This is a genomic window from Dysosmobacter sp. Phy (assembly GCF_054476235.1).
This window is the reverse complement of the sequence record NZ_CM136997.1, coordinates 806,465-823,438: the sequence shown is the minus strand read 5'-3', so window position 1 is coordinate 823,438 and position 16,974 is coordinate 806,465. Positions and strand designations below refer to the sequence as shown.

Below are 16,974 nucleotides of genomic sequence, written 5' to 3'. Positions count from 1 at the left end.
GACCCGCCTGGGCCCCATAATGGAAACGAGAACCAGCGGATGCCCCGCATCCGGCGGAAGGGAGTCTTTCATGGATACTATTTATATCACCGGACACCGGAACCCCGACACGGATTCCATCGTCTCCGCCATGGCGTACGCCGCGCTGAAAAACGCGCTGGGCCAGCGGCAGTATCAGGCCGCCCGGCTGGGTCAGGTCAGCGATGAGACCCAGATCGTGCTGGACAAGTTCGGGTTCCAGCCGCCCCGTCTGCTCAGCAACGTCCGCACGCAGGTGCGGGACCTGGACTACGACACGCCGCCCACCCTGTCCGCCGCCGCCACCATCAGCCGGGCCTGGCAGACCATGCAGGCTGACAAGATCTTTGTGATTCCGGTGGCCAATGACGACGGGACACTGTTCGGCATGCTCTCCGCCGGAGATGTGGCCAGCTATGATATGTCCTCCGTCCGAAATCCCCGGCTGGGAGAGGTGCCCATTTTCAACCTGCTGTCGGTGCTGGAGGGTAAGATCCTCAACGAGGGGGAGCAGCTGCGGGATGTGATCTCCGGCGAGGTCACCATCGCTCTGCCGGCCAGCCGGGAGAACCTGGTGTTCTCCGATCCGGAGAGCATCGTGGTCTGCGGCGACCAGCCGGATATGATCCGCCGGGCGCTGGATGTGGGCGCGGCCGGCGTCATCGTCTGCCAGGCCGAGGTGGATCCGGTTCTGCTGGAAGAGGCGGCGGGGAAGGGAACGTGCATCATCTCCACCCCCTACGACGCCTACCGGGCGGTGCGCCTGCTGTACCATGCCCTGCCCATCAGCAGTATCTGCAAAAATCAGGACCTGGTCAGCTTCCATCTGGACGACTATATCGACGACGTGCAGGACACCGTGCTGGAGAGCCGCTTCCGCGCCTACCCCATTCTGGACGAGAACGAGCGGGTGGTGGGTACCCTGTCCCGGTTCCATCTGCTGCGCCCCCGCCGCAAGCAGGTGGTGCTGATGGACCACAATGAGAAGGCCCAGTCGGTGATGGGCCTGGAGCAGGCGGAGATCCTGGAGATCATCGACCACCACCGCCTGGCGGACATCCAGACCAAGAATCCCATCGCCGTGCGCAATGAGCCCGTGGGCAGCACCACCACCATCGTGGCCGGCATGTATCAGGAAAAGGGCCTCATGCCCACAGCCAAGATGGCGGGCCTCATGGCTGCCGCTATTGTCTCTGATACCGTCATGTTCAAATCCCCCACCTGTACCCAGCGGGATATCGATGTGGCCAACCGCATGGCCCGGATTGCCAATGTCTCCCTGGAGGAGGTGGGCAAGGCCATTTTCTCCGCCACCAGCGGCGACGACAAGTCCGTGGAGGACATGCTGCGGACCGACTATAAGGAGTTCCACATCGCCGGCCATGACCTGGCGGTCAGCCAGATCACCTGCATGGACTCCGACCGGCTGCTCCAAAGACAGGAGGAGTTCCTCTCCGCCATGGAGAACATTCGGAAAAAGCAGAAGCTGCACACGGTGGTCCTCATGATCACCGACGTGCTGAAGGAGGGCACCCACCTGCTGTTCGTGGGAGAGGCCGACACCATCCGCCAGGCCTTCAACATCCGCACCAACGACGCGGCGCCCTTCCTGCCCAAGATCATGTCCCGGAAAAAGCAGGTCATCCCCATGCTCTCCGCCCTGTGGGGCTGAGCGCCGGAGACCGGACAAAAAACGAACCGGAGGAGCCCGCTCTGCGGGTTCCTCCGGTATTTTCACGGCTGTTTTTCCGCCTCCGGCGGAGGGACCAGCCCCTCCAGCAGCAGGGCCTGGCCCAGCAGCCACAGTCCGGCGGCGATGTCCGCGGCGGTGGGCTCCGCCGCTGGGACAGGCGCGCCGGCACTCATGCGCGCCTCCTGCGGTACAGCCGCAAAGACAGAGGGATGGACACGGCCGTCAGCACCACCGCCGCCAGCGCCGCGGCCGGCAGGGCCAGGGACAGATAGTAGCCGCCGTCCAGGCTGTCGCTGGAGATGCCGGTGAGGACGCCGGTGCTGCCGCACACCAGGAAGATGATCAGGAACATCACCAGCCGTCCTTTTTCCACGCCGAAGCGGAACATCAGGGGCAGTGTCAGCGCCAGGACGCACACGCCCACACATACGGCCAGAGGGATCGTGGAGAGGGGGGAGAGGTTGTCGGAGGCCCGGTCCCAGAACAGAGTCAGCGCCGTCTGGATCACCAGGGAGAGCCCCGCCGCCACGGCGATGGACAGATATCCGAAAAGATACTTGCCAAGCACAATGTCCCGGTCGGCATAGGGCAGCATGCCGGCCAGCTGGTCCCACTTGCTGCGCTCGTCGTAGGCCATGGCGGAATAGGGCAGGATGGCGGCGTATATCACCGCGAAGGTGGGATAGAAAGCGCCCGGCAGGCAGGAGAATACCAGAATGATGATCAGCAGCACCTTGGTCTGCTTCCACATCACGTAAAAATCCTTCAGGATCAGCGCACTCATGCGTTTTTCGCTCCTTTCACCAGAAAGAGGATGATGTCCTCCACCGTGGGCCGCTCCAGCTCCAGCGTGGCGGGAACCAGATCCCGCCGCACCAGGCACCGCACGCCGCCCATGCCGCCCGCCTCCCGGCCGGCCACGGCCTCGGGCTGGAGGCTGTCCGCCTGCTCGGCGGTGCCCACGAAGATGCCGTACTGCTCCAGCAGCGCGTCCTTCTCCTCGCAGAACAGCAGCTGCCCCTGGTGGAGGAAGGCGATGTAGTCGCACAGCTTTTCCAGGTCGCTGAGGATGTGGGAGGAGATCAGGATGGAGTGGTCCTCGGCCCGGGTGAACTCGTTAAAGATCTCCAGTACCTCGTCCCGGACGATGGGGTCCAGGCCGGAGGTGGCCTCGTCCAGCACCAGGAGCTTGGGGTCGTGGCTCAGTGCCACGGCAATGGCCAGCTTCATCTTCATGCCCCGGGAGAAGTCCTTGAACATCTTCTTCTCCGGCAGGGAGAAACGGGTGAGATACCCCTGGTATGCGGCGCCGTCCCACCGGCGGTAGGTTTTGGCCATGACCTTCCCCACCAGTTGGGGGGTGAGGACCTCGGGGAAGTAGGCCTCGTCCAGCACTACGCCGATGTCCTCCTTGGCCTCCAGAAACTCCGGCGAGGCGGCGTCCACCCCCAGGGCGGAACAGGTGCCGCTGTCGGGCCGCAGGGCGCCCATCAGCAGGCGGATGGTGGTGGACTTTCCGGCACCGTTCTCACCCACCAGGCCGCAGATGGTGCCCTGGGGCACCGAGAGCGTCAGGTCCCGGAGGGTGAAGCCGGGAAATTCCTTGGTCACATGGTTCAGTTCGATGGCATTCATAGATTGTGCTCCTCCAACAGCGTGCGCAGCGTCTCCAGCACTTCCTCTGCGGTGACGCCGCAGCTGACCGCCAGCTCCGCGGCGGCGGCCAGGTGTTCCTCCAGCTCCCGCAGGCGGCCCTCACGGACCAGCTGCAAATTCTTCTCCGCCACAAAGCAGCCCTTGCCGGCCACGGTATAGAGAAAGCCCTCGGCCTCCAGCTCGTCGTAGGCCCGCTTGGTGGTGATGACGGAGATCCGCAGGTCCTTGGCCAAGCTGCGGATAGAGGGAAGGGCCTCCCCCGGAGACAGCTTCCCGGCGATGATCTGGGTCTTGATCTGGGCGTAGATCTGCTCGTAGATCGGTTGATTGGTGGTGTTTCGGATGATGATTTCCATGGAGCTCCTCCGTTCGTACTGTACATGTACAGTATATACAGTATAAACAGTTTGTCAAGGGGAAACCACAAATTTTTCAAAATTTCTTTTCCAGACGTCTGCCCTAGGCAGGAGGGCGGAAGTGTGGTATACTGCGAAAAGCGAGAAAACAGAGGGAGGAAACGCCTTTGGAGACCATGGCAGGCGCCAACAACTGGAAACTGACGGTCCGCCGGGAGGCGGCGGGGGTGACGGTCCTGCGGGCGGCCACCTGCGATACCCGGGCGGCCCTGCCGGATACCCTGTGGGGCCTGCCGGTGACGGCCCTGGGGAACCACGCTCTGGCACCGGGCGCCGCCGAGGTGCCCGGCGAGGCGGTGGAGATCACCTGCGGCGCCCCGGCCGATGCGGCCTGGGACAACCGCCGCCTGGAGGAGCTGGCCCTGCCGCCTGCCCTGGAGGCCATCGGGGACTACGCCTTTTTGAACTGCGGTGCGCTGCGGAGCCTGTCTCTCTGCGACAGCATCCGCCGATGGGGCGGCGGGGCGCTGATGAACTGCCGCAGCCTCCGCGTCTTTCACCTGACCCGGCCGGGAGCCGAGGGGGATACCCTGGCCTACTTTGCCGATGAGCTGAGCCGGGAGCTGGATGTGACGCTGGCGGGGCCGGAGGGAATCCTTGCCCGGCTGATCTTCCCGGAGTACCGGGAGCTGTACGAGGAGAACTGCCCCGCCCACCACTTCGACTACAACATCAGCGGCGCAGGCTACCCTTATCACCACTGCTTTGTCCGGCGGCGCCTGGACCTGCGGAATTACGACCGGCTGTGGAAAGCCTTTCTGGGTATGGAGCACGAGGCGGACTGCGCGCTGCGCCTGGCCTTCTGGCGGCTGCGCTACCCGCTGGATCTGACGCCGGAGGCGGAGAAGGCCTATCTGGATTACCTCCGCGCACAATCGGAGGCGGCCCTGGCCTGGCTGCTGGCGGAGCGGGACACGGAGAGCCTGCACTTCCTGCTGGAGCGGGTGAGGCCGGGACCGGAGGCCCTGGCGGGAGGCTGCGCCCTGGCCCGGGAGCTGGGGGCGGCCGAGGCCCTGGCGCTGCTGCTGGAGGCCCGGCACCGGGCGGGAGCAGGCGCCCGGCGGCGCTTCGATTTGTAAGACGACGGAGAGGAGGGCGGACATGGAGGAGACGAAAAAGGACCTGAGCGCCGTGGGGCTGGACATCCTCCACGCCGCCCGGAACGAACTGTATATGAACCTGCCCTATCTGGACGCGGCGCTGTGCGCCCTGGCCTTCCAGCCGGGCGGGGAGGTGACGGTGTCCATCGCCACCGACGGCGAGACCCTCTATTACAGCGGCGCCTGGCTTGCCGAGCGGTACCTCCGGTCCCGGACGGCGGCCAACCGGGCCTACCTCCACGTGATCCTCCACTGTATGCTGCGGCACCTGTGGAAGAAGCGGGGGAAGGACCCGGTGCTGTGGGACCTGAGCTGCGACGCGGCGGTGGAGAGCATCCTGGATGAGTTGGACTACCCCTGCCTCACCGGCACGGCCATGCCGGCGCGGCAGAAGTTCTACGGCCAGTGCCGGGCCGAGATGCCGGTGCTGACGGCGGAGGGCATCTACCGCCACCTGCTGCGGACGGCACCCTCGGAGTACGAGCTGGCCCGGCTCCAGCGGGCCTTTCTGGAGGACGACCACGGCCTCTGGGACCCGGAGAAGCAGCAGGACCAGGAACAGCGCCAGCGGCAGGATGAGCGGTGGAAGAGCCTCTCCGAGCGGACCCAGACCGGCATGGAGACGGTGCTGGCCGCCCAGGCCACCGGCGGCGAGGCGGTGCTGGAGCAGGTGCGGGTGGCCGTCCGGGACGATGTGGACTACCGGGCCTTCCTGCGGCGGTTCGCCGCCCCCCGGGAGGTGCTGGCCGTGGACGACGACGCCTTCGACTACATCTTCTACACCTACGGGCTCCAACTCTACGGCAACATGCCTCTGGTGGAGCCGCCGGAGACCCGGGAGGAACACCGCATCCAGGACTTCGTCATCGCCGTGGACACCTCCATGTCCACCTCCGGCGAGCTGGTCCGGGCCTTCCTGGCCTGCACCTACGCCATTTTGCGCAGCACCCAGACTTTCACCCGGCAGGTGAACATCCGCATCCTCCAGTGCGACGACCAGATCCGGTCCGACACCCCCATCCGGGACCTGGACCAGCTGAAGGAGTATATGGAGAACTTCCAGCTCACCGGCGGCAGCGCCACGGACTTCCGCCCCGTGTTCGACCACGTGGCGAAGCTCCGGGAGGAGGGGGCCTTTTCCGACCTGCGGGGCCTCGTCTACTTCACCGACGGCATGGGCATCTACCCAAAGACCCGGCCCCCCTATGAGACGGCCTTCATCCTGCTGGAGGAGCCGCCGCTGTCGGTGCGGATGCCCCCCTGGGCCATCCGGCTGGTGCTGCCGGTGCCTGCCCTGGAGCGGGCGGTGCAGCAGGCGGCGGAGGACGACGGGCTGGACCTGGACGAGCTGCCCCAGCTGTGAATGAGATGACCGATCCCCCGGCCGGGACCCGGCGGGAGGCTGTGTAAGGAGTGTACCTATGAATATCAAACAGGCCAAACAGGAGATCACCAACACCCTCCGGGCGTATCTGGCCCGAGACGGGCTTGGGAACTACCTCATCCCCTCCGTCCGCCAGCGGCCGGTGCTGCTGATGGGCCCTCCGGGTGTGGGTAAGACCCAGATCATGGAGCAGATCGCCGCGGAGACCGGCGTGGGCCTGGTGGCCTACACCATCACCCATCACACCCGCCAGAGCGCCGTGGGGCTGCCCTTCATCGAGCACCGCACCTACGGCGGGGAGGAATTCTCCGTCACCGAGTACACCATGAGCGAGATCCTGGGCTCCGTGTACCGGCTGATGGAGTCCACCGGATTGAAAGAGGGCATCCTCTTTCTGGACGAGATCAACTGCGTCAGCGAGACCCTGGCGCCCATGATGCTCCAGTTCCTCCAGTGCAAGACCTTCGGCAACCAGCGCCTGCCGGAGGGGTGGCTGATCGTGGCGGCGGGCAACCCGCCGGAGTACAACCGCTCCGTCCGGGAGTTCGACGTGGTGACGTTGGACCGGGTCAAGCGCATCGACGTGGAGGAGGACTTCGCCGTCTGGAAGGAGTACGCCCGGCGCAAGGGCCTCCACGGGGCGGTGGTGTCCTACCTGGACATCAAGAAGGAGAACTTCTACCGCATCGAGACCACGGCGGAGGGCCTCCAGTTCGCCACTGCCCGGGGCTGGGAGGACCTGAGCGAGCTGCTCTGCGCCTATGAGCAGCTGGGCATCCGGGCGGACCGGGGCGTGGTGGGGCAGTACATCCAGATGCCCCGGATCGCCAAGGACTTCGCCAACTACCTGGATCTTTACTACAAGTACCAAAAGACCTACCACGTGGAGGACATCCTCCGGGGCACCTGGGAGACGATCACCTCCCTGGAGCTGCGGGAGGCCCCCTTTGACGAAAAACTCTCCGTCATGGGGCTGGTGGTGGCCCGGCTCTCCGAGCTGGCCCGGAACACCCGCCGCCAGGACGCCCTGGCGGAGACGGTCCACGGCGACCTGACCGTGTTCAAAGAACAGATCACCCAGGCGGCGCCGGGGGACGTGCTGAGAAATCTCATCTGGAAGCGGCGGGAGAAGATGCGCCAGGCCCGGGAGGCCGGCCAGCAGGACAAGGAGCGCCGGGATCTGGACCAGCGGGCCGTCAACCTGCTGGAGGACTACAAAGCCCGCCTGGTCCGGGAGGGTCTTGATACTGCCGACGCCGCCATGGAGGCGGTGCGGACGTGGTTTGCCGCTGAGGCGGACCGGCGGGAGACCCTGGGCGCCGAGGCCGGCGCGGCCTTCGACAATGCCTTCCGCTTCCTGGAGCAGACCTTTGGGGACAGCCAGGAGCTGGTGCTGTTCGTCACGGAGCTGACCGCCGGGTACGACACCTCCTGGTTCGTGGAGAACTTCGGCTGCGACGCCTACTTCCGCCACAACCGGGAGCTGCTCTTTGACGACACCCGGCACCGGATCCGGCAGGACATCATGGCCGCCAAGGCGGCGGAGAGGGAGGAACGAGACCATGGAAGAGACCCTGAAGAGAATTGAGGACGTGCTGGAGCGGGAGGTGCGGCCCTCCCTCCGGGCCCACGGCGGTGAGATCGCCATTGACCACCTGGAGGACGGCGTGCTGTATGTGAAGCTGCTGGGCCAGTGCGCCGGGTGCCCCTCTGCGGACCTCACCAACGAGACCATCGTGGAGGCAGAGGTGGTGAAGGCCCTGCCGGAGCTGGTGCACAAGGTCGTGGTGGTCCAGACCGTCAGCGACGAGCTGTGGGAGCAGGCCAAGCGCCTGCTGCGGGACCATCACCTGTAAAAGGAAAAATGCGAAAAGGAGCCCCGGGCCTCCGGCCCGGGGCTCCTTGTGCTCGCTCTGGTTACCAGCGGTGCTGGTTCCACGACTGGGTGGGAGTCATGGCGAAATAGCTGTAATCCGGCTGGGCGCCGCTGTCGCCCCAGGTGGTGTCGATGTGGTACTGGACGCCGTCCAGGGTGGCCACGGTCCAGATGTGGGAGCTGTTGGAGAGGGCGGTGCAGTCGATCCCCTCCAGCTTCAGCAGCATGTTGTAGGCGCCGGTGTATCCGTCGCACACGGCGGTGCCGTCGTGGAAGAGGCTGTACGCGATGTGGCTGAGGGAGTCGTCCCCGGCGTCGTAGTCGTAGACGCAGTTGTCGCAGATCCAGGTGTAGTACACCCGGGCCTTGTCATACTCCGACATGCCCGGCGTGATCTGTCCGGAGGACCACAGCTCGTCGTGGACGGCGATGGCCGCCGCCATGGCCTCCTCCCGGTAGGTCTGGATGGCCGTGCCCGCGCTGGAGGCGGAGAAGGTCAGTGTGAGGGCGCCGCTGGTATCAAAGGTACAGGTGACGGTGTTGTAGCACTGCTCCACATAGGTCTTGACCACCGCCAGGGTCTGCTCCATCACCTTCCGGGCAGCCATGGCGGAGATGGTATCGTATTGCAGCTGCAGAGTGTTTTGATTGGAGGCCAGCATGTAGCGGACGCTGGAGTCGATCTCCTCCTCCGTGGTGGGGGCGGCCACATAGGTGCCCGCCGTCACCAGGTCGCCCAGGGTGGTGCCCGCGGCGCTCCAGACGCTGTCCAGATCCCAGTCGGGGGTCAGCCGCAGGGAGGGGTCCACCATGCGGGTCAGCATGGCCGCCGCCGCGCCCCGGGTGATGGGGTCCTGGGGCAGATAGGACCCGGTGGCGTCGGAGCCGACGGAGATGCCGGCCCGGTACAGGAACAGGATGTCCCGGTAATAGTCGGTGTACTCGGTGACGTCTGTGATGAAGTGGCGGCTGGCGTAGCCCTCGGTCACGATCTCGTCGTTGATGGGCGGCAGTACCTCGGATGGGAGGGTGTTGGCCAGCACGTGGGCCACCTGGGCCCGGGTAGCCGGAGCGGCGAGGCTGCCGTCCAGCTCCGTGCCCAGCACGCCCTCCGCCTGGAGGTAGCGCAGATACCGCGCCGCCGTGGCGGTGTCGCCGGGCTTGCTGTGGGCATTGGGACCGGCCTCGGCGTCGCCGGTGCGGTAGAGGCTGCGGATCCGCCCGGCAAAAATCACGATCTGGCCTACCGTCAGAGAGTCCTTGAGGCCGAAGGTGCCGTCGGTTTTGCCCACGGACAGGCCGTATTCATACAGGGCGGCCACATTGTCGTAAAAGGTAGAGTCCGCGGTCAGGTCGGAGAACTGTCCGGTATAGGTTTTTTCGCGGACGAAGTTGCCGGTGCTGTTCTCCGCCGCCAGGGCGGGGACGCCCAGCAGCAGACTGGCCGCCAGGGCCAGAGACAGGATACGGGTTTTCATGGCGTGCCTCCTTTGGGGTGCGGACGGTTGACGGAGGGGAACCTCAGGCGGGGATGTTCAGATCCTCCGCCGTCCGGTCCTCCACGTAGGGGTTCAGGTATTGGTTCACCAGTTCCAGGACGGCGTCCTGATCCAGATAGATATAGGGGGACTTCCACTCGCCGGGCAGGGTGGAGAAGGAGATGGCGCCGGAGCCCATGGAGATGGCCTCCTTGCCAAGCCAGGCGAGATTGCCCAGGGTCAGGTCCGTTTTGACATATTGGTTGAAGATGTTGGCGAATTCCGGGATCTTGTCCAAATTGGACAGCGTCAGCGTCTGCTGGGCCACGGCCTTGAGGAACTTCTGCTGGGTCTCCATCCGGCCGATGTCCTGGGAGGCATAGCCCTCCCGGAAGCGGACCACCTTCAGGGCCTCCTTGCCGGACAGATGCTGCATCCCGGCGGGGATGTGGATGTACAGGTCCTGATAGGGGTCCTCGTAGTCCATGTTCACCGGTACGTCGAAGTCCACGCCGCCGATGGCGTCCACCAGGGCCACGAAGCCCTTGAGGTCCACGGAGACGGTGAAGTCCACGGGGATGCCCAGCTGGTCGCCGATGACCTCCGCCAGCTTTTCGGTGCCGCCGGAGCCGAAGGCGGCGTTGATTTTGTGGCTTTTGCCGTTCCAGACGGCCTTGGTGTCCCGGGGGATGCTGACGCCGTGGATATAGCCGTTTTTGGCGTCCACCGCCAGGAGAATGTTGGTGTCGCTGTTGCCGTTGCCGTCGTCGCAGCCGGAGACCAGGATGGTATAGAACTGATCCTTCCGCTCCGTGTGAGCGGCCAGGGCCGCGGCAGCCGCCGCAGCGGCATCCCGCTCCTCCTGGGTCAGGTCCTCCGTCTCCTCCACAGGGTCCGGGTCCTCCTGGGCCTTCACCTCGGGCTGGCGGATCAGAATGTGGGCGCCGGCATAGATCAAACCGGCGGCGATGACAAGCAGCAGCAGGACCCGTTTCCCGCTGCGGCGGCGACGACGTTTCATGACTCGTTTTGCCATGGGTATATTACGCTCCTTGTGCGCGGCCGGGGGCCGCGGTGATGTCTTTTGGGTCGATTTACATAATATCGCCACTTATTATAGGACACCCCGCGGAAAAACACAAGAGGGAAAATGGCGTGCCGGCACCGGCACGCCATACTTCAGCTCTCCTGACTGTTCTCTCGTTCCGCCAGCTGCTGGAGGAGGGTTTTGATCTCTGAGAGCAGCTGGTTCTGATAGGACAGTGCGCAGCGTATGTAGTGGAGCGTGGGCTCCGGCGGGAGAGGCGGGTCCTGGCAGCCCACCGGGTGGGGCCAGCGGCGGACCGGCGGCTCCTGGGCGGCGGAACTGCGCCTCGTTTGGACGGCCGGCGCGGACCGGACCGGGCGGCAGCGGCCCTGGGACGGATTTGCCATATACATTCCTCCGATACAAGCGTTTGTCACAGTCCAGCTTATGCGCGTCTCACTGGCCGCGGTACTTTTTTCGCGTGGCGATGCCGCCCCGGATGTGCCGCTGGGCCTTGTTGACATCCAGGACCTCCTTCACCTGAAGATAGAGGGCCCGGTTGAACTGGGGCAGCCGTTCGGAGATATCCTTGTGCACAGTGGACTTGCTGATGCCGAATTTCTGCGCGGCGGCCCGGACCGTGGTCCGGTTTTCTATAATGTACTGAGCCAGGCGCTCCGCCCGCTCCTCCATGTTACCCTTCAAAACTCGTTCACTCCCCGCCTCTTGTTGGTCCATCCTATGCGGGGAGAAATGGGGATATGCGCGGCCGGGCAGGGAAAACCGCCCGCCCCGGGGACCGGGACAGGCGGCGGCTGATCATTTCTTCAGCTTCTGAATCCGCTCCAGGCGGTTGAGGGCCTCGTTGAGGGTGTCATCGTTCTTGGCGAAGTGGAGGCGGATCAGGTGGTTCACCGGCTCCCGGAAGAAGCTGGAGCCGGGCACGGCGCCCACGCCCACCTCCCGGGCCAGGTTCTTGCAGAATTGCAGGTCGCTGTCATAGCCGTACTCGCTGATATCCAGCAGCACGTAGTAGGCGCCCTCCGGGTCGTTGTGGACGATGTGCAGGTCGTCCAGGCCCTTCAAGAACAGCTCCTTCTTGTGGGTGTACTTGGCCAGCAGCTCGTCGTAGTAGTCCTGGCCGAACTCCAGCCCCGGGATCACTGCCTCCTGCAGCGGCGCGGCGCAGCCCACGGTCAAAAAGTCGTGGACCTTCTTGGCCCGGTCGATGATCTCCTCCGGGGCGATGATGTAGCCCAGGCGCCAGCCGGTGATGGAGTAGGTCTTGGACAGGGAGGAGCAGGACAGGGTCCGGCTCCACATCCCCGGCAATGTGGCGAAGTAGGTGTGCTGGTGGGGGGCGTAGACGATGTGCTCATACACCTCGTCGGTGATGACGTAGGTGTCGTACCGGGTGGCCATCTCGGCGATGGTCAGCAGCTCCTTCCGGGTGAACACCCGGCCGCAGGGGTTGGAGGGGTTGCACAGCACCAGGGCCTTGGCCCCCTGGCGGAAGGCGGCCTCCAGCTCGTCCACGTCGAAGGTGAATGCCGGGGGATGGAGGGGCACGTAGATGGGCTCCGCCCCGGAGAGGATGGTGTCCGCCCCGTAATTTTCATAGAAGGGGGAGAACACGATCACCTTGTCGCCGGGGTTGGTGACGGTCATCATGGCGCACATCATGGCCTCGGTGGACCCGCAGGTAGCCACGATCTCCTTGTCGGGGTCAATGGTGCGGCCCATGTAGTGGGTCTGCTTTTTTGCCAGGGCCTCCCGGAAGTTCTGAGCGCCCCAGGTGACGGAGTACTGGTGGGGCCCCTCGTGGGCCACCTGGGCCAGCCGGTCCAGGATCGCCTGGGGCGGATCAAAGTCCGGGAACCCCTGGGACAGGTTCACGGCGCCGTATTTCAGGGAGACCCGGGTCATGCGCCGGATCACGGAGTCGGTAAAATCAGCGGTGCGCTGGGACAGAGGCTGGGGCATGGATGGTTCCTCCTTTAACGATGAACGGTCGATGGTCTGATTGTAGCGGAAACCGGCAGAAAAAGCCAGATGCAGAGAAAAAGAATTTTTCGCGGGCCCTTTGGAACCGCGGAAAAGTGTGGTATGATATCCCTGACAATATATAAAAGGAAAGGATGATCCCAGTGAACGAGACGCTGAAGGTATTGAAAGAGCGCAGAAGCATCCGCAAATACAAGAAGGAGCAGGTGGCGCCGGAGACCCTGGAGGCCATTCTGGACGCCGGCACCTGGGCGGCCTCCGCCAAGGGCGGCCAGGCGGCAGTGATGGTGCTGGTCCAGGATCCGGAGACCATCTCCTACATGTCCGCCCTGAACGCCGAGATCCAGGGCAGGCCCGGCACGGATCCCTTCTACGGCGCTCCCACCGTGGTGGTGGTCCTGGCCGACGGGGAGACCCCCAACTGGCTCCAGGACGGCTCTCTGGCCATGGGCAACCTGATGACGGCGGCCTGGGCTCTGGGCGTGGGCTCCTGCTGGATCAACCGGGCCATGGAGCTGTTCGACCGGCCCGAGGGCAAGGAGCTGCTGAAGAAGTGGGGCCTGCCGGAGACGTACCGGGGCGTGGGCAACTGCATCCTGGGCTACATCGACGGCGACGTGCCCGCTCCCAAGCCCCGGAAGGAGCACTACATCTATCGCCCGTAAGCGCGGACAGCCAAGGCGGCGGCAGGGAAGTCCTGCCGCCGCTTCTTTTTCTTGCGCCCGGCGGCGGAATGGGGTAAGATGGTGCCATAAGAAAAGGAGGCGGGCTGATGACCTATGAGACGGAGCGGGCGCTGATGTGCGCCGTGGGAAAGCTGCTGTACGACCGGGGCTACGCCGCCGCCAACGACGGCAATCTCTCCATGCTGGCGGAGCCGGGGCGGCTGCTGATGACGCCCTCCGGCGTCAGTAAGGGCCGGATGACGCCGGATATGCTGCTGGTGACGGACCTGGAGGGTCGGGTGCTGGAAGGCGACCGGCACCCCTCCTCGGAGATGAAGATGCACCTGGCGGTCTACCGGGGCCGGGCCGATGTCCGGGCCGTGGTCCACGCCCACCCGCCGGTGTCCACGGCCTTTGCCGTGTGCCGCCGGGGGCTGGAGACGCCGTATGTCGCGGAGCTGGCGGCGGGCCTGGGCACCGTACCCTGCACGCCGGAATTCGCCATGCTCTCCACCGAGGCGGTGCCCCGCAGCGTGGAGCCGTACCTGAAAGACCACAACGCTGTGCTGCTGGCAAACCACGGCGCCCTGACCTGGGGCGGCGACCTGTGGGAGGCCTTCGACCGGCTGGAGACCGTGGAGCACACGGCGAAGATCGTGCAAAACGCGCAGCTGCTGGGGGACCCGGTGGCCCTGACGGAGGCGGAGACCGCGCAGCTGCGGAGCCTGCGGGGGATGTACCAGGCCCTGCGGCAGAAGCGGGACCAGTGAATTCGCGGCCGGCCCGGCGCCGGCGGAAAGGATGAGCGATATGGCAGACCTGAAGGCCGTGGTGGCCGTGGAGAATATCCGGTACGACCGGAAGGCGGAGGCGTTGTACATCCTGGACCAGTCCCTGCTGCCGGGAGAGGAGAAGGAGATCCGCCTGCGGACGGTGGAGGAGATGGTGGAGGCCATCCGGGCCCTGCGGGTCCGGGGCGCCCCGGCCATCGGCATCTGCGCCGCCTACTGTATGTACGTGCTGGCCAAGTCCATCCGGACGGAGGACCGGCAGGTGTTTTTGCGGGAGCTGAGCCGCTACGGCCAGATCCTCTCCGACGCCCGGCCCACGGCGGTGAACCTCAGCTGGGCCATCCGGGAGATGATGCGCACCGCCCTGGAGCATCTGAACGACCCCCGGGGCCCCATGCTGGACGCCCTGTACGAGCGGGCGGTGGCCATCCACAAAGACGACATGGACAAGTGCGCCGCCATCTCGGAGTACGGGCTGTCCCTGGTGAAGGACGGAGACGGCATCCTCACCCACTGCAACGCCGGCCCCTTGGCTACCTCCCGGTACGGCACGGCCCTGGGCCCCATCCTGCTGGGCACGGAGCGGGGCATGACCTTCCACGTGTTCTCCGACGAGACCCGGCCCCTTCTCCAGGGCGCGCGCCTGACCAGCTATGAGCTCCAGCGGGCGGGGGTGGATGTGACGCTGATCTGCGACAACATGGCCTCCATCGTCATGAAGAACGGATGGGTCCAGGCCTGCTTCGTGGGCTGCGACCGGGTGGCGGCCAACGGCGACACCGCCAACAAGATCGGCACCTCCGGCGTGGCCATTCTGGCAAAGCACTACGGCATCCCCTTCTACGTGCTGGGCCCCACCTCCACCATCGACATGGACTGCCCCGACGGGGCCCACATCCCCATCGAGGAGCGGGACCCGAATGAGATCAAGACCATGTGGTATGAAAAGCCCATGGCCCTGGCGGAGGTCAAGTGCTACAACCCGGCCTTCGACGTGACGGACCACGACCTCATCACCGCCATCATCACGGAAAGGGGCATCTGCCGCCCGCCCTACACCAAGAGCCTGAAAGCGCTGTTCCGGGACTGACCGCGGCGCGCCAAACAAGATACAAGGAGGAAACAACTATGGCAATCCAGGAATCCCCCTCCGCCTCCATCGCGGCGGAAGAAGGTCTCATCGCCAAGGCGGTGCTGATGCCCGGCGACCCCCTGCGGGCCAAGTACGTGGCGGAGCACTATCTGGAAAACCCCGTGTGCTTCAACACCGTGCGCAACATGCTGGGCTACACCGGCACCTACAAGGGCAAGAAGATCTCCGTCATGGGCCACGGCATGGGCGTGCCCTCCGTGGGCATTTACAGCTATGAGCTCTATGAGTTTTTCGGCGTGGACACCATCATCCGCATCGGCTCCGCCGGCGGCATCGGGGACAACGTGAAGGTCCGGGACGTGGTGATCGCCCTGGGCGCGTCCACCAACTCCCACTTTGCCGACCAGTACCGCTTCCCCGGCCAGCTGTGCGCCACCGCGGACTACGGCCTGCTGAAGGACGCCGTGGCGGCGGCGGAGCGTCTGGGCGTCCGGGCGGACGTGGGCCAGGTGTTCACCGCCGACCAGTTCTACAATGACAACCCCGAGGCCGGGGAGATGTACCGCAAGTTCGGCATCCTGGCCCTGGAGATGGAGGCGGCGGGCCTTTACTGGACCGCCCAGCGGCTGGGCAAGCGGGCCCTGGCCATCCTGACCATCTCCGACCACATCTTCACCGGCGAGGCCCTGAACGCCCAGGAGCGGCAGGACTCCTTCCACGAGATGATGGAGATCGCCCTGGAGACCGCCTGGAATTCCCTGGAGGAGTGAGATGGCCCTCTTTGGAAAGCGGGAGAAGGCCTTTGAGGTCTGGGGTGACCAGAGGCGGTGGAAGGCCGCCAGGGAGCGGCTGAAAGCCGCTGGCATCAAGGTCATGGAGGCCGGATACTACGAGACGGAGCCGCCGGTGTGCGGCTGCGGGGCCAAGCTGGACCACCGGGACTTCGGCCCCAACGGAAAGATCGACCGAAAGACCTACTATGTCTCCGTCCGGCCGGAGGACCTGGAACGGGCCAGGGCGGCACTGGAGGACATCTGAGCAAGCGAGAAGCCGGGGCGCGCAGCGCCCCGGCTTTTTCTGTGTTATTCAGCCTGTTTGGGATGGGTCTCGCGGTATTCCGAAAGGATGTGGACGAAGTCCTCCAGCCGCTCGCCGCGGCTGCGGGCATGGAGCTTGTCCAGCAGGGGGACCAGAACCGAAATTTCCTCCTCCGTCAGCTCCGCCGTCAGCCAGGAGAAATAAAAGACCTCCGCGTCGATCTTCTGATTCCGCAGGGCCAGGCCCTTGTCCGTCACATACAGGTGCTTGCTGCGGCGGTCCTCGTCGCTGGGCAGGCGCTGGATGTAGCCCTCCTTCTCCAGCTTGGCGGCCCGGCGGGCCACGGTGCTCTTGTCCTGACTGTACCGCCGGCACAGCTCCCCCTGGGTGATGCCGGGCCGGTGGTGGACGGTCTGAACCATCTCATAGTCCGACAGGCTCAGGCTGGTGTTGTGGAGGGCGTGGGCCACGAAACGCTGCACGTCCCGGTCGATTTTGCGGATCCTCCGCTTGGTGGGGTCCATGACCACCGCCTCCCCTTCATCCGTTTGTATGTATCTTACATGGATTGGGGCGTTTCGTCAATTCAAGCGGGCACTTTTTGTCAGGATCCACAAAAGTTGCGGTTCGCAACTATTTTAGTTGACAAACGCAACGACTTCTTCTATACTGACCTTACTGAATCGTGACTTGACACACCACGATGACACCTTTTATATGAGAGAGCGGAGCTTG

General features: G+C 64.9%; 20 protein-coding genes. 10 read left to right on the top strand and 10 right to left on the bottom strand.

What is annotated here, in order from left to right; all coding sequences use genetic code 11:
- Nucleotides 1–70: 70 nt before the first annotated feature.
- A complete protein-coding gene (locus ACVDHE_RS04100) occupies nucleotides 71–1,690 on the top strand; it encodes a putative manganese-dependent inorganic diphosphatase (RefSeq protein WP_213036956.1) in 1,620 nt (539 codons plus the stop codon).
- Nucleotides 1,691–1,752: 62 nt separating this feature from the next.
- Here ACVDHE_RS04100 and ACVDHE_RS04095 read toward each other — a convergent pair whose 3' ends face one another.
- The 4 genes from ACVDHE_RS04095 to ACVDHE_RS04080 are packed head-to-tail and all read right to left on the bottom strand — an operon-like array spanning nucleotide 1,753 to nucleotide 3,723.
- A complete protein-coding gene (locus ACVDHE_RS04095) occupies nucleotides 1,753–1,884 on the bottom strand; it encodes a hypothetical protein (RefSeq protein ID WP_325227475.1) in 132 nt (43 codons plus the stop codon).
- Nucleotides 1,881–2,495 (bottom strand): ABC-2 transporter permease, encoded by a 615-nt coding sequence (locus ACVDHE_RS04090; RefSeq protein ID WP_213036955.1) that lies wholly within the window; start codon nucleotides 2,493–2,495, stop codon nucleotides 1,881–1,883. Before ACVDHE_RS04090 ends, ACVDHE_RS04095 begins: the two co-directional genes overlap by 4 nt.
- Complete coding sequence (locus ACVDHE_RS04085; protein ID WP_458885693.1) at nucleotides 2,492–3,346, bottom strand: ABC transporter ATP-binding protein; 855 nt, start codon at nucleotides 3,344–3,346, stop codon at nucleotides 2,492–2,494. Before ACVDHE_RS04085 ends, ACVDHE_RS04090 begins: the two co-directional genes overlap by 4 nt.
- Nucleotides 3,343–3,723 carry a GntR family transcriptional regulator gene (locus ACVDHE_RS04080; protein ID WP_458885692.1) on the bottom strand — a complete coding sequence of 127 codons (381 nt, stop codon included), beginning with the start codon at nucleotides 3,721–3,723 and terminating at the stop codon, nucleotides 3,343–3,345. The genes ACVDHE_RS04085 and ACVDHE_RS04080 overlap by 4 nt, the downstream gene beginning before the upstream one ends.
- 176 nt (nucleotides 3,724–3,899) lie before the next feature.
- Here ACVDHE_RS04080 and ACVDHE_RS04075 point away from each other — a divergent pair, with 176 nt between their 5' ends.
- Genes ACVDHE_RS04075 through ACVDHE_RS04060 form a run of 4 tightly spaced genes read left to right on the top strand, consistent with a single transcriptional unit; the run spans nucleotide 3,900 to nucleotide 8,123 of the window.
- A complete protein-coding gene (locus ACVDHE_RS04075; protein ID WP_418726184.1) occupies nucleotides 3,900–4,862 on the top strand; it encodes a leucine-rich repeat protein in 963 nt (320 codons plus the stop codon).
- 22 nt (nucleotides 4,863–4,884) lie between these two features.
- Nucleotides 4,885–6,246, top strand: coding sequence for a vWA domain-containing protein (locus ACVDHE_RS04070; protein WP_458885691.1), 1,362 nt, complete (start codon nucleotides 4,885–4,887; stop codon nucleotides 6,244–6,246).
- A gap of 58 nt (nucleotides 6,247–6,304) precedes the next feature.
- Nucleotides 6,305–7,855, top strand: a complete 1,551-nt coding sequence (locus ACVDHE_RS04065; protein ID WP_458885690.1) for an ATP-binding protein — start codon at nucleotides 6,305–6,307, stop codon at nucleotides 7,853–7,855.
- Nucleotides 7,830–8,123 (top strand): NifU family protein, encoded by a 294-nt coding sequence (locus tag ACVDHE_RS04060; RefSeq protein ID WP_213039761.1) that lies wholly within the window; start codon nucleotides 7,830–7,832, stop codon nucleotides 8,121–8,123. Before ACVDHE_RS04065 ends, ACVDHE_RS04060 begins: the two co-directional genes overlap by 26 nt.
- Before the next feature lie 61 nt (nucleotides 8,124–8,184).
- Here ACVDHE_RS04060 and ACVDHE_RS04055 read toward each other — a convergent pair whose 3' ends face one another.
- The 5 genes from ACVDHE_RS04055 to ACVDHE_RS04035 all read right to left on the bottom strand — a co-directional run bounded on the left by ACVDHE_RS04055 (nucleotide 8,185) and on the right by ACVDHE_RS04035 (nucleotide 12,631).
- Nucleotides 8,185–9,621, bottom strand: a complete 1,437-nt coding sequence (locus tag ACVDHE_RS04055; RefSeq protein ID WP_458885689.1) for an S-layer homology domain-containing protein — start codon at nucleotides 9,619–9,621, stop codon at nucleotides 8,185–8,187.
- A 43-nt stretch (nucleotides 9,622–9,664) separates the two neighbouring features.
- Nucleotides 9,665–10,657: an LCP family protein gene (locus tag ACVDHE_RS04050; RefSeq protein ID WP_458885688.1), complete on the bottom strand. Its 993-nt coding sequence runs from the start codon at nucleotides 10,655–10,657 to the stop codon at nucleotides 9,665–9,667.
- A 143-nt stretch (nucleotides 10,658–10,800) separates the two neighbouring features.
- Nucleotides 10,801–11,055, bottom strand: a complete 255-nt coding sequence (locus tag ACVDHE_RS04045) for a hypothetical protein (RefSeq protein WP_213039758.1) — start codon at nucleotides 11,053–11,055, stop codon at nucleotides 10,801–10,803.
- 49 nt (nucleotides 11,056–11,104) lie between these two features.
- Entirely contained in the window at nucleotides 11,105–11,353 is a 249-nt protein-coding gene (spoIIID, locus tag ACVDHE_RS04040) for a sporulation transcriptional regulator SpoIIID (RefSeq protein ID WP_213039757.1), read from the bottom strand.
- 114 nt (nucleotides 11,354–11,467) lie between these two features.
- Nucleotides 11,468–12,631, bottom strand: coding sequence for a pyridoxal phosphate-dependent aminotransferase (locus ACVDHE_RS04035; RefSeq protein ID WP_458885687.1), 1,164 nt, complete (start codon nucleotides 12,629–12,631; stop codon nucleotides 11,468–11,470).
- Nucleotides 12,632–12,786: 155 nt separating this feature from the next.
- Between ACVDHE_RS04035 and ACVDHE_RS04030 the strand changes: the two genes are divergently transcribed.
- The 5 genes from ACVDHE_RS04030 to ACVDHE_RS04010 all read left to right on the top strand — a co-directional run bounded on the left by ACVDHE_RS04030 (nucleotide 12,787) and on the right by ACVDHE_RS04010 (nucleotide 16,239).
- A complete protein-coding gene (locus ACVDHE_RS04030) occupies nucleotides 12,787–13,317 on the top strand; it encodes a nitroreductase family protein (RefSeq protein ID WP_458885686.1) in 531 nt (176 codons plus the stop codon).
- A gap of 107 nt (nucleotides 13,318–13,424) precedes the next feature.
- Nucleotides 13,425–14,087 (top strand): class II aldolase/adducin family protein, encoded by a 663-nt coding sequence (locus ACVDHE_RS04025; RefSeq protein ID WP_458885685.1) that lies wholly within the window; start codon nucleotides 13,425–13,427, stop codon nucleotides 14,085–14,087.
- A 40-nt stretch (nucleotides 14,088–14,127) separates the two neighbouring features.
- Nucleotides 14,128–15,198 (top strand): S-methyl-5-thioribose-1-phosphate isomerase, encoded by a 1,071-nt coding sequence (gene mtnA / locus ACVDHE_RS04020; protein WP_213039753.1) that lies wholly within the window; start codon nucleotides 14,128–14,130, stop codon nucleotides 15,196–15,198.
- Between the two features lie 38 nt (nucleotides 15,199–15,236).
- Nucleotides 15,237–15,971: a purine-nucleoside phosphorylase gene (gene deoD, locus ACVDHE_RS04015; protein ID WP_458885684.1), complete on the top strand. Its 735-nt coding sequence runs from the start codon at nucleotides 15,237–15,239 to the stop codon at nucleotides 15,969–15,971.
- 1 nt (nucleotide 15,972) lies between these two features.
- A complete protein-coding gene (locus tag ACVDHE_RS04010; protein ID WP_458885683.1) occupies nucleotides 15,973–16,239 on the top strand; it encodes a hypothetical protein in 267 nt (88 codons plus the stop codon).
- Between the two features lie 44 nt (nucleotides 16,240–16,283).
- Here ACVDHE_RS04010 and ACVDHE_RS04005 read toward each other — a convergent pair whose 3' ends face one another.
- Nucleotides 16,284–16,763 carry a MarR family winged helix-turn-helix transcriptional regulator gene (locus ACVDHE_RS04005; protein ID WP_418726160.1) on the bottom strand — a complete coding sequence of 160 codons (480 nt, stop codon included), beginning with the start codon at nucleotides 16,761–16,763 and terminating at the stop codon, nucleotides 16,284–16,286.
- Between the last annotated feature and the right edge of the window lie 211 nt (nucleotides 16,764–16,974).